The sequence below is a fragment of the Methanobacterium sp. CWC-01 genome, from assembly GCF_030323845.1.
Lineage (GTDB): Archaea > Methanobacteriota > Methanobacteria > Methanobacteriales > Methanobacteriaceae > Methanobacterium > Methanobacterium aridiramus.
The window spans coordinates 1785170-1797297 of sequence record NZ_CP040735.1 but is presented as its reverse complement, the minus strand read 5'-3'; the positions used below and the strand labels follow the sequence as shown (position 1 = coordinate 1797297).

At 52.7% G+C, this 12128-nt stretch carries 14 protein-coding genes; 1 reads left to right on the top strand and 13 read right to left on the bottom strand.

Going from position 1 to position 12128, the window contains the following annotated elements; genetic code table 11:
* Positions 1-41 precede the first annotated feature (41 nt).
* The 5 genes from FGU46_RS09830 to argB form a co-directional block, all read right to left on the bottom strand.
* Positions 42-281, bottom strand: a complete 240-nt coding sequence (locus FGU46_RS09830) for an MTH895/ArsE family thioredoxin-like protein (protein WP_286474680.1) — start codon at positions 279-281, stop codon at positions 42-44.
* A 58-nt stretch (positions 282-339) separates the two neighbouring features.
* On the bottom strand, positions 340-1326 hold the full coding sequence (locus tag FGU46_RS09825) for a permease (RefSeq protein ID WP_286474678.1): 987 nt from the start codon (positions 1324-1326) through the stop codon (positions 340-342).
* An 86-nt stretch (positions 1327-1412) separates the two neighbouring features.
* On the bottom strand, positions 1413-1769 hold the full coding sequence (locus FGU46_RS09820; protein WP_286474675.1) for an ArsR/SmtB family transcription factor: 357 nt from the start codon (positions 1767-1769) through the stop codon (positions 1413-1415).
* Positions 1770-1836: 67 nt separating this feature from the next.
* Positions 1837-2616: an arsenite methyltransferase gene (gene arsM / locus FGU46_RS09815; protein ID WP_286474673.1), complete on the bottom strand. Its 780-nt coding sequence runs from the start codon at positions 2614-2616 to the stop codon at positions 1837-1839.
* 136 nt (positions 2617-2752) lie between these two features.
* The gene (gene argB / locus FGU46_RS09810) at positions 2753-3634 is read right to left on the bottom strand and encodes an acetylglutamate kinase (protein WP_286474671.1); all 882 of its coding nucleotides are present in this window, start codon (positions 3632-3634) and stop codon (positions 2753-2755) included.
* 186 nt (positions 3635-3820) lie between these two features.
* Between argB and FGU46_RS09805 the strand changes: the two genes are divergently transcribed.
* Positions 3821-4063 (top strand): hypothetical protein, encoded by a 243-nt coding sequence (locus FGU46_RS09805; RefSeq protein ID WP_286474669.1) that lies wholly within the window; start codon positions 3821-3823, stop codon positions 4061-4063.
* Positions 4064-4162: 99 nt separating this feature from the next.
* On the opposite strand, the gene rfbD is transcribed toward FGU46_RS09805, so the two are convergent.
* The 8 genes from rfbD to tgtA form a co-directional block, all read right to left on the bottom strand.
* On the bottom strand, positions 4163-5002 hold the full coding sequence (rfbD, locus tag FGU46_RS09800; RefSeq protein WP_286474667.1) for a dTDP-4-dehydrorhamnose reductase: 840 nt from the start codon (positions 5000-5002) through the stop codon (positions 4163-4165).
* 67 nt (positions 5003-5069) lie between these two features.
* Complete coding sequence (gene argJ, locus FGU46_RS09795; RefSeq protein ID WP_286474666.1) at positions 5070-6263, bottom strand: bifunctional ornithine acetyltransferase/N-acetylglutamate synthase; 1194 nt, start codon at positions 6261-6263, stop codon at positions 5070-5072.
* A gap of 58 nt (positions 6264-6321) precedes the next feature.
* Positions 6322-6639: a hypothetical protein gene (locus FGU46_RS09790; RefSeq protein ID WP_286474664.1), complete on the bottom strand. Its 318-nt coding sequence runs from the start codon at positions 6637-6639 to the stop codon at positions 6322-6324.
* Positions 6640-6677: 38 nt separating this feature from the next.
* Entirely contained in the window at positions 6678-7886 is a 1209-nt protein-coding gene (locus tag FGU46_RS09785; RefSeq protein ID WP_286474662.1) for a hypothetical protein, read from the bottom strand.
* Complete coding sequence (locus tag FGU46_RS09780; protein WP_286474660.1) at positions 7887-8909, bottom strand: NYN domain-containing protein; 1023 nt, start codon at positions 8907-8909, stop codon at positions 7887-7889.
* Positions 8910-8913: 4 nt separating this feature from the next.
* A complete protein-coding gene (locus FGU46_RS09775) occupies positions 8914-9684 on the bottom strand; it encodes a metallophosphoesterase family protein (RefSeq protein WP_286474659.1) in 771 nt (256 codons plus the stop codon).
* 14 nt (positions 9685-9698) lie between these two features.
* The gene (locus tag FGU46_RS09770; RefSeq protein WP_286474657.1) at positions 9699-10055 is read right to left on the bottom strand and encodes a nascent polypeptide-associated complex protein; all 357 of its coding nucleotides are present in this window, start codon (positions 10053-10055) and stop codon (positions 9699-9701) included.
* On the bottom strand, positions 10055-12028 hold the full coding sequence (gene tgtA / locus FGU46_RS09765) for a tRNA guanosine(15) transglycosylase TgtA (RefSeq protein ID WP_286474654.1): 1974 nt from the start codon (positions 12026-12028) through the stop codon (positions 10055-10057). Before tgtA ends, FGU46_RS09770 begins: the two co-directional genes overlap by 1 nt.
* Positions 12029-12128 lie beyond the last annotated feature (100 nt).

The following is a 12128-nucleotide window of genomic DNA, read 5'->3' as shown; positions in this document are numbered from 1 at the left end:
GGGTTCATTAGGAGGGGGTTCATTAGGATAATTAGAACTTACTATAAGTTGGACTGCATCCACTTTTTAATCTCTGCCACTGGCGGTATACGACCCATGGACTTCAGTTCTCCATCGATGGCTAATCCCGGAAGGGAGGTTAAACCTGCTTCTAGGATCTGGTCCATCTCCTTGATTTTGACTATTTCAGCCGGGATTCCCAGTTCTTTCACCGCCTTTTTAGCATTCCTTTCCAGGGCTTGACAATTGGCACATCCCGTACCGTACACTTCTATTTTCATTTTTTTCACCTCAAAGCATTTTTTTGAAATTTTTTTTGAAAATCATTTGAACCGTTTATCAACCAGCTATAAAGTTGAACAAGTACCCCACCGCCGTGATGGAAACAGCCAGTATGGCTATGAATATGGCCAGGAGTTTAGGTTTCAATACTTTACGGAGTATAATCATCTCCGGGACGGATAAGGCGGTTACAGCCATCATGAAGGCCAGAGCAGTTCCTATAGGTATTCCCTTGTCAATGAATACCGCCACCAGGGGGATGATCCCGGCTGCATTGGAGTACAGTGGCACTCCGATTAGGACCGCAATGGGAACTGCCAGGGGATTGTCTGGACCGGCATAAGTTAAAAGGAAATCTGATGGTACGTAACCGTGTATGATGGCTCCGATTCCAATGGCGATGACGACGTAGGGACCCACCCTTTTCAGCAGATCCTTAGTGTAATCCCAGGAGGATAGGGCCCGTTCTTTAAGGGTTTGTTTCTCCTCTTCCAATGCCATACCGGATTGTTCCGCGGCTTTTATTTTCTCGATCATCTCGTAGACGTAGCTTTCCACTTCCCCCTCTAATTTAAGCCGACCAATAATTATACCTGCTACTATGGCGATGATAAGCCCGGATATGATGTATATGGCTGTTATCTGCCAGCCCACCAACCCCAAAAGTAGGATGATGGCTATTTCATTGACCATGGGGGATGATATCAGGAAGGAGAAAGTTACACCCAGGGGTACTCCTGATTCAACGAAGCCTATAAACAGAGGCACCGCGGAACATGAACAGAAGGGGGTGATAATACCTACCAAAGCAGCCCCCACATTTCCCACATACTCATTTCTTTTACTTAACGCTTTTCTGACTTTAAAGGGCGATATATAACTTCTGAAGAAGGATATAGCAAATATTATCACGGTTAAAAGTATAAGGATTTTGATGGTGTCGTAGATAAAGAAGTTAACGGCACTACCCAGGTGGGAGGCGGGATCCAAACCCATCAGTACATAGGTCAGGTAGTTAACCAGCTCCTGTAATATATCGGCCATGTTCTTTTGCCTCTTTTAGTTAGAATTTAGGAGTGAATTTAGACTGGAAGGAGTTACACACGCTTTTTAAAGGTTTAAAGTCAGCGCTATTTCATCATGGTTGTGATTTCTTGGATGTGTTCCAATATCTCCGGGCAGGAGAGCTGGTAATGGATCCAGATCCCCGCTTTGCGCCACTTTATGAAACCGGCATTTTTCAGGATGTTCAGATGATGGGATACTGTGGATTGTGGTTTTTCCAGGGCATGCATGATCTCACAGACGCACAACTCTCCTTCCTGTAAAAGGTAAATTATTTTCAGGCGGGTGGGATCTGAAAGTGCTTTAAGGATCTCTGAATTCTGGTAAAATTCTTCCTCCGAGGGTATGCTTGATAAAATATTCTGCAGTCTGCTTATTTGCTCCGGGTCGGGCCGGCACTTGCCGTTAATTTTTTGAGCCATTCCATTTTCCCCATTCCATTTCAGATGAAACTAAAATCTCTTAAAGAATCTTCAATATTGGATAGTTTTATCCACAACCAGTGCAGCAGGAACAATTCCCCTTAACGGCCTTGACCTGGATGCTCTTTATCCGGCCCTCCAGCCGGGGATCCAGGTCCGGTTCCTGGTAACTGGTTTCGGTGAGGATCTCCACCATCTCAAATCCAGCTAAAAAAATGGTGCTCAGGTATTCCTGTTTGTCCAGGGCACCGGCTATGCATGCCGACCAGGCCCCGAGACTCTTTTTTATCTCAGGGTCCAGTTCACCCTCGGTAACCATGTCCGATATCATCATCCGACCCCCAGGTTTAAGGACCCGGAAGGCCTCCTGGAAGGCTTTTAACTTGTCGGTGGTGAGGTTGATGACACAGTTACTGATGATGACATCCACCATCTCATCCTCCAGGGGCATGTCTTCTATTTCACCCAGGTGGAACTCCACGTTGGTGTAGCCACCCTCTTCTGCTGTTTTCTGGGCTCTCCGGATCATCTCCTCAGTCATATCCAATCCTATCACCCTTCCAGATGAGCCAACCCGGTTGGAGGCTAAAAATACGTCGATACCACCACCGGAGCCCAGATCCAGTACCACTTCACCTTCTTTTAATCCGGCCAGGGCCGTTGGATTTCCACAACCTAACCCCAGAACCGCCTCTTCTGGTAGTTCAGCCAGTTCCTCTGCAGTGTAACCTACCTGCTGGGCCTGTTCCATGGTGTCACCGCCCCCACAACAGGAACAAGTGGTATTTTCTTTAGCTATCTCTCCGTAGCGTTTCTTAACGTACTCTTTGACTTTTTTTTCTTCCATGATCACACCAAGAATAAATCAATAAATCCAAGTTTATGGATTGTTTGGTGATGGTGGTACTTAAATCTTTCCAGGGTGCTGGACACTTAACTGTCTAAAAAAAAATAAAAATAAAAAAAAAGAAGTTCAATCAGCCCTACAGGGTGATCATGGTCCCGATACCCTTCTTGGTGAATATCTCCAGGAGTATGGAGTGCTTCACCCGGCCGTCGATGATATGGGCTGATTTAACCCCCTTCTCCAGGGCGCTGACACAGGTAGCCACCTTGGGCAGCATCCCATCCTTGACTATGCCCTGGTCAATGAGGTCCAGGACCTCCCCGATGTCGGCCTTCTTGATGAGGCTCTCGGGGTCCGAGGGGTCGGTGAGGATGCCGGGCACGTCGGTGAGGATGATGAGCTTCTCCGCCCCCACCTCGGCGGCCACCTCCCCGGCCACGGTATCGGCGTTGAGGTTCAGAGTCTTGGCATTTTCATCCACCCCGATGGGGCTGATGACCGGGATGTAATCGTTGTGGGTCAGGACATCCAGGATTTCAGGGTGGATGGCTTCGATCTCCCCCACCAATCCCAGGTCCACCATGGTCTCCTCCCCGGTCTCCTGGTCCACCACCACCTGGGGTGAACGTTTCCGGGCCTTTAATAGCAGGTTGTCCTTGCCAGACAGACCCACCCCCTTACCCCCGTGGAGTCCGATGTTGGCCACGATCTCGGTGTTGATCTTACCCACCAGGACCATCTTCACGATGTCCATGGTCTCCTGGTCGGTGACCCGCAGGCCCCCAATGAACTTGGGCTTTTTACCGATCTTGCTCATGGAGCGGGATATCTCCGGTCCCCCGCCATGGACCACCATGGGCTGCATGCCCACGTACTTCAAGAGCACCGTGTCCCGGGCGGTGCTGCTCTTGGCCGCCTGGTCGATCATGGCGTGGCCTCCGTACTTAATCATGATCTTCTGCTGATGGAACTTCTTGATGTAGGGCAGGGCCTCGATTAGAATGTTAACGGTTTCCATGGTGAACACCATACTTTTTAAGGTTATATTTATGAGGTTTAGGTTAAAGAGCGGGTTATGGATAATAAATTCATACTTCTAGTTGCTTTTTTCTCCTAATATCTATATTAATTGCTTATAATAAAATAATTGGTATCAGTCTTTCAAAAATGGGTAAGAAATCTAATGGTATGGGGGGGTCTAGGAATGTACGAAATGGAGCAAATAACGGTTCAGGATATCTTGAAGGATCTACAGGAGCATTATCCCGGGGTGGTGGAAGTTTTATATGAGGCGGAGTCCACCTACTGTGTGTACGCAGATGATGACACCCTGTGGAAGATGTACGATGAGTTGGCCAACTTCTTCCAGACGGTGGAGTTCAACGCCGGGGACCAGGAACGCTGCTACCTGCGGGTGGTGATGAAGAAGAATCTGGACAATTTTTAAATTGAAACTGATTCATTTATTTTAAATATGTGGATTTTTCCATAGTTACTCTTTTTTAACCCAAAGGGTGGGATTTTTAGCCCAGGAGAGGGTGGGAGTTTATTCTAATAACTCCAGGTAATCCTTCAAGGCCTCTTTGTAACTGCGGAGTGGTGGATGTCCCTGCATCCGCCAGTGGTAGTTATCCAGGACGGAGTACTTGGGCCGAGGTGCCGGGCTGCCGAATTCCTCGGTGGTGACCGGCACCAGCTCCACCTCCACCCCCTTCATCTGGAAGATGAGCTGGGCGTACTGGTACCAGGAGCAGTGGTCACTGTTGGTAACGTGGTAGATGCCGTAGGCCGGTGTTTTTATCAATTGGTTGATGGCCTGGGCCAGGTCCACGGTGTAGGTGGGGGAACCGATCTGGTCGGACACCACCTGGATCTGGTCCAGCTTCTCAGCCAGGCCCAGCATGGTGGCCACGAAGTTGGGGCCGTGGTAGCCGTAGAGCCAGCTGGTGCGCACGATGTAGAACTGGTCCAGAAGGTCCCGTACCTGCACCTCACCCAGATATTTAGTCTTCCCGTACATGCCCAGGGGGTTGGTCTGGTCATACTCCTGGTAGGAACCGTCCTTGGTACCGTCGAAGACGTAGTCGGTAGAGATGTACACCAGGGCACTGTCGGTCTTCTGACAGGCCACCGCCACGTTACGTGTTCCCAGGACGTTCACCTGGTAAGCCAGGTCCGCCCGTTCTTCACTGCCATCCACGTCGGTGAAGGCCGCGGCATGGACCACCACCTGGGGGTTGATCTCCCCTATGGTTTTAACCGTCTTTTCCAGGTCGGTGATGTCCAGGGTGTGGATGGTGGTGGTGCTGATTTCATGCTCCACTCCCAGAACCGCCTCCAGGTCGTGTCCCAACATTCCCTCTGCGCCAATAATCAATACTTTCATGTTAACAACCTTTTTTTTGACTTTTTTTTATTTCAATAGGATTTTAAAGATTTCTCTATAGGGGATTTTAGGTGCTGTACTCGGAGTTGATGCGCACGTAGTCGTAGCTGAGGTCGCAGCCAAAGGCCGTGGCCTGGTATCCTCCCAGATCCAGGTCCACCTCCACCAGGATTTCATCCTGCTCCATGATACTCTCGGCCAGTACCAGCTCCTCGCTGCCCTCGAAGGCCTGGACCATCCCCCTTTTAACGATGTCCACCCGGCGCTGGCCAGAGACCAGGGAGACACTGATACTATCCGGTTTTATACGGGCCCCGGAGTATCCTACCGCCGCCAGGATCCTTCCCCAGTTGGGATCGGCGCCGAAAAAGGCGGTCTTAACCAGGGATGATCCCACCACTGCCTTAGCCGCCCTCCGGGCGTCTTCAATGGTTTCAGCCCCTTTAACGGTGACTTCCATGTACTTGGTAGCACCCTCACCATCCCGGGCCATCATCCGGGCCAGCTGGATGCAAAGCTCATCCAGTGCGGCCTGGAACTTTTCATCCAGGTTTCCCTCCCCAGGCCGGGCCAGGAGGATCACGGTGTCGTTGGTGCTGACATCCTTATCAATATCCACCATGTTGAAGGACTTCTCCACAGCCAGTTTAAGGGCAGCCTCCAGCTCCTCCGGGGAGGCCGCCAGGTCGGTGGCCAGGAAGGCCAGCATGGTCCCCATGTTCGGGGCGATCATGCCTGAACCCTTGGTTATGCCTCCTAAGCGTATGGTCTGGCCATTTTCCAGGGTGGTTTCCAGGGCGTGCTCCTTGGGGTAGGTGTCGGTGGTCATGATAGCCTCGGCGGCGTTACGGCTAGCCTGGGCCGAGTGATCCAGTCGGCGCAGGGCATCCTTGATCAGGGCCTGAATGGTGTCCATGGGCATCTGCCGTCCGATGATCCCGGTGGAGGCCACCGCCACCTCACTGGTGGGCAGGTCCAGACTGATGGCCACCTGATCCGCCATCTCCCGGGCATCCTGCAATCCCTGCTTACCAGTGTAGCAGTTGGCGTTGCCACTGTTAGCCACCACCGCCGACAGACTACCATTTTTAAGGGCCTCCCGGGTTACGGTGATGGGGGCTGCCTGCACCTGGTTGGAGGTGTACACTGCTGCGGCGGTGGAGCCCGGGTAGTGGATGAGTCCCACCCCATAGTTTTCCTCACACGCTCCAGAGGCCTTAACTCCCTCCACAGCACATATTCCTCCTTTTATCACTCTCATTGCTTTATCCCCCGCTTTATAATTAATAATAATTTTTCTTATAACGAATTAGTTCACATCAATTCTGGGTGCTGTTTCCAGTGGAAGTATCATCGTCACCGTTATCGGTATCAGTGGGATTGGTGGATGGTTCCTGGTAAACTTCCTCCTGGGGTTGCTGAGTATTCGGCACCGTGGTATTGCTCTCTACCGTGGTGGTGGCGTTGTTGGAATTCCAGATGGTGGGTAACTCCCCGGACTGAGTCAGGTTCAGATCAGGCAGTTCAGTGGTACTGTTGCCCAGTCCCAGGAATGCTCCCACTCCACTGGCCATGGTGAAGGCCAGTAAGGATATAATAAGGGACACCACGGCTCGGGCCTTGGTTTCGGGTTTCATAAGTATCTCACCTTAGTTTATAGTAAAAAATTATCAATTCAGCTGACGATGGCGTACAGCATGGCCAGGACTATGGCCACCAGGCCCAGCTCCCACTGGCCCACGTTCCAGCCAATGAAGGTGGCCAGGAACACCAGTATGAATATTACTGCTACTTGGAAATATTTTTCCTGTATGAACTCTGAAACAGCCCGGGTGAACTCGGAGGGTATGTAGTAGGCGTACACTCCATCCGCCACGTCGAAGACCATCACCGGAGTGTTGTTCCAGATCTTGATCTCATCGGCCAGCTGAGCCCTTTCCCCGGCTTCCCGGCGGCTTTTACCAATACCCACCCGGAGACGTACTCCGTTGTTAAGTCCGTGCCAGGCGCTCTCGATACCGGCCCGTAGGGCAGCGTCCTTAGTGGGCAGGTTGGCGATGAGGTCATCTCCTCCCTCCCGGTAACCCTCGATCCGGCCTTCACAGTCGGTTTCTATGAAGTTCTTGATCTCGTTCATGATCTCCACCAGCCTGTCCCGGCCCTGCTGGTCGATGAAGCCGGTGGAGTCAAAGACATCGATGAACAGGTAGTTGTCATAGACCGCCGGGGTTCCCTCCAGCCGGCCCAACCGGTCCGAGAAGGTTATGGCGAATTCCCCGCCCAGTTTGGTGAATCCCACCCCACTGGTATTACCGATCTGCTTGTTAAGATTTATGGACCTCTCGATGGCCGCGGCACCAGTCATGCCCACTGCCACCCGGACGTCGATGGCTCGCTCCATACCCATACGGATCAGGGCGATACCCACCCGTATGGCATCATTTTTGGATAACAAACGGGCCACCACTTCGGTGGTACTTTTCTCCACGATGATACCCTTCTCTCCCCGTATGAGGTTCACAAAGTCCCCGATGATCCGGCGGTCCCCTCCGAATACCTCGGCGTAGAGGAAGCGGTCACTGCCCATGATGATGTTGGACAGGAGGGCGTACTCGTTAACCTCATTCTGGGCAGGCTCGATCTCCATGAAGCGACGGTTGTCCGGGATGTTACCCCGCCCCACCTCCTTCAGGACGTTCTGGAGGATGTTCTCCGTGTTGATGTTAGCTGCTTCCACCTCCAGGAGCATGGTGCGGGTGAAGTTAACCATCTCCACGTACTCCCGTTCCCGGTCATTGGTGGGGTAGTACTTGGTACCGATGGACAGCACCCGGTGCTTCACGAGGAAACTGAATATAGCCTTTAAAAAATAGTCTTGGGCCATTTAGTCCCGTCCTCCCTTTTCGAGGTGGATTTCAAAGTTTCCAGGTTTTTCCATCAGCATACTGGGCTTAACCGAGACTATGGGGAACTTCCAGGTGCCCAGCCGGGCGGCCACCGTGCTGGCTATGTTTCGGGAGTTTTTCTTAATGAAGGGATAATCATGGTCGTTGATGGTGATGTTCACATGGTAGGGTGATTCCTCCAGTATCTCATCGGAGTAGATGATGTTCAGTTCAAAGGAGCCGGGCTTGGTGAACAGGTCGTTACGCACCGCCACCAGGGGTGCGTGGTCCATCTTCAGTCGGTCCCCCACGGTAACGGCGATGTTACCCGCGTTACGCACCGCATCCCGGTAGTCCCGGGGGCTGACTAAGACGAAGATGATGAAGTCACTGGTGGTCTCGGCATCCTCCACCATGTGCAGGACCTTTTCAAAGAAGGGTATCTTCATGAACACGTTCTCCAGTTTGGAGTCAATACCCTCCTCCCGGGTTTTGGTGATGCGGTCAATGGCCTCCTTGGCCACCGCTATCCCTGAAAGTTTCTTATTCTTCTTCAATCGGTAAGAGTCATAACCCTTCTTCTCGAATTCATTCAGGGTCTGGGTGGATATCTTCTGCAGGATGTTCTTGATCTTCTTGGGCTTGGCAGCGGAGCCCACCAGTATGTTGTCCCCCTTGAAGGTGAAGGGTATCCGGCGGCTCTGTATATCCTGGAATTCATCGTTGTACTCCCGGAAGACGTCGTTGGATAGGATCTTGGCATCCTCCTCCTCGGCCCTCTTCAGGATATGGTGGTCAGCCGTGGTCCCCGAGGGCACCTCCTGGATCTTACCTTCCTCCACCAGTTTCAGATAATCATCCTTCTGGTCAATCTCGTGTCTCAGGGAGGCATCGGCTATGAGAACCGGCTGAAAGCCCATCTTCTCCAGGGCTCCCACCGCCTGCAGTATACGGTCTAGGCTGGGCTTACCCTCCATCTTCCCGTGATGGGCCACGTTAGCTGCGTCTACAATAACCTGCAATAAATCACCTGCACGTGTTTTCATACTTGGCCAGGGAGGTAACCTCCCCATCGGCGCTGTTCAACAGTATCTCGATATAATCATCATCTATGTCCACCGTGTTGTAGGAGGACAGTTGCTTACCCCTTAACTTCAGGGAGGAAACTGTGCCAGCCGTGGCGAAGGCGGTGTCCTCCACCATCCACACGTGGGGTATGTGTTTATGGCCGGATAGAACCAGGTTGGCATGATTCCTACACATGGATAGTAGTATGTCACCGGCATCGCTTAAAACGTTTCTCTCCCTTCCGGTGTGGGGCACCGGGATGATGTGATGGTGAAGGGCAATGATCCGGTACAGGCCCCTATCGTTGGCCTTGTGTAACTCTTCTATCATCCATTTCTCCTGGGTTCTTCCTACCTTACCATTATCCAGGTCTGGTTCACTGCTATCCAGACCTATAACCTGCAAATCCTGACTTTTAACGTGGAGGGTGCTGTACATACCCCGTATGAGGGTGCTGTACCGGCCCCGGATGAGTTCCCGGAAGGTTTGGTCCCCTACGTGCCGGGCGTCGTGGTTACCAGGAACCACCAGCATGGGACTGTTTATCATGTCCAGGTACTCGGCGGCCATCAGGAACTCGGAGTAATAGCCATTCTCGGTTAAGTCTCCAGTGACGATGGTGGCATCGGGGTTGCTGCTGTTGATATCATCCACCACCTGGAGGAGTAGTTCCTCCCGGAAATCCACCGACCCCACGTGCAGATCGGATATATGGGCAAGGTAGGCCATGTTCGGTTAACCTCTCAGGAACTCAGCTTCATGATGGCCTCGGCCAGGTCGCCCTGGGTTTCTTCCAGTGCCTGGCGAGCCTCTTCTTTAGTGACTCCGGTCTGGGTGGCTACCATGTCCACATCATCATCGGGTATGACCAGTTCCTTCTCTAACAGTTGCTCCTTGGTCTTACCAGTTACCTGGTAGGTGTTCTGACCCATGAAGTTCATGACATTGACTTTGGGGTTTTTAATAACCAGTTCCTTATCCTTCAGGCGTATCACCACTTCCTCCACGCCCTTCATATCCTTCATGTCCATTCCCATCTGCTTCATGGCCCGCTGCATCTGCTTCATCTGTTTAGGGTTCATCCCTGCTCCTGGTAACATTAAAGTCCTCCTTTTCTCGTCTTAACTGCTTGACCGGTTTGGAAGTCGGTGATCTCCCGGCCGTTTAAAATGGACTTACCAAAGGCCAGTAGTTCATCCTCACTGTTGACGATTAACACTTCTTCCTGTGCATGGATATCTATGTCACAATTTATTACAAATTTAGCAAATATACTTTTTCCTTCCCGGGCGAAGGGCTCGGCCTCTTCATTAACCACTACCCGGTTAACCGGGTAGGGAAGGTGTTGATGGAGTTTCCGGGCCCCCAGGGCCGCCAGTACCAGAACCCCATCACTGGCTCGCAGGGTGGCGATTAAATCCTCCCCCTGGTAGAGGTGCCGGATCTTGCCGGTTTTACGACTCTTCACCACCCGTACCGGTCCATTAAAGAGGGCCACTCCGGCTCCAGGCAGGAACTGGTAGTCGGCTATCATCCGCACCCGCTCCAGGTCATCCGTATCCAGGGATAGAGGATCCACCACGGTAACCTGTTCCTCCAGGTCCAGTTGATACTTTTTAACCAGTTTACAATCTACCAGTGCGGTTTCAAAGCCCTTCAGGTACTCCTCCACCATCATCTTAACCTGATGGCGGGCCTCCTGGTCCATGATGGTGGGGGTCTCGTTCTGGGCCAGGGGATAGACCTGATCCAATTCCAGGGGTATCACCCCGAAGGGAACGTCCACCACCGCCAGTTGCAGGGGTACCTTTCCCTGGATGACACCTCCACAGTCTCCCTTCCGGTAACCAACCCCCAGGTAGTGGGTGAGGTTCTGGGAGTAGGGCTTGGTAACCGGGGCTAACAACAGCACCGCCTCCTTCCGGGGCAGTTTCTTAACCTTCTCCCAGTGGCGGTAGACCTCGGGACGGCGGAGGGACTCGGTGCCGGAGTAGAAGAAGGCTGACTTCTTGTAGGGAGGATCATACTTCTCTATCAGAGGAGAATAAGTTCCCAGTCTCCGCAGGGCATCTAACAGGTAGGGATGGGCCCGGCAACGCTGTTCCACCAGCTCCCACAGGCTGCCCTCCACTATGGCCTGGCGGATCTGGCGGATCTCAGCGAAGCTGATGGCCAGGTTATGCTGGGCCAATAGCAGGGTGCGCTCCTCCCCATCCATGCTCCTCAGATCCGTGGGGGTGTATGCGGTGCACACCGGGCAGCTGCAGGGCATCTCCACCAGGTTCTCCAGTTTATGGGTGCCATTGGGCATTAGTAACCGGTCATCCTGGGCGTACAGGATGTAAGCGGCGGAGTCGAACAGGTCACAGCCCATGGCCACCGCCAGGGCAAAGACCATGGGGTGGCCGGCGCCCATGAGGTGCCGGGGCCGGGAGTCAGGCAGGTGCTCCACCGAGGCCATGACCACCTCCACCAGTTCCCGGTAGCGGTAGGACTCCATGAGGGGGACCACCGCCCCGATGGGATGTACCTGGAAGTCCATCCCGGCCAATTCCTGGGCACACTTGCTTCTCAGATCAGGGTAGGTGGAGCCCTGCACCACCGAGTTCATCATCAGATCCTCCCGTACCTGGAGAGACTCCCGGGCCCGTTCCAGGGTTACCTCCAGGTCCCGTTCCGCCCTTTCCCTGGGGACGTCAGGGGGTGTGGGGATGTCCAGGCTGGTGCCGATGTCGGTGCCGATGGCCTCCTGGAACTGGATGATCTCCGGGTTGGTGACTTCCACCTCCCCGTAGGTGGATAGCTGGAAGGAGCCACTGTCGGTTACGATGGGACCGGGGAAGTCAATTAAACCATGCACTCCCTCCTTTAAGGCCTGTTCTCGGAGTTCATCGTTCTTGTAGATGAGGTAGGCGTTGGTGATTACTATCTCCGCCCCGTAATCCTTTACCGGCAGGGTCTGCCGGCCGGGGTGCACCACCGGCATCAGGGCCGGGGTTCTGATCTTACCATGGTCCGTGGTGAGGATTCCCACCCGGGCCCGGGCATCCTTGTACTTAATCTCGAAGTTCATACACGTGTCACCTGAGTTGTGAGTCAATAAAAATCAGGGTTTTATAAGTTTTTTCATGGAAAAAAAATCTTGATATGAATTTATATTTCCTTATTAATTA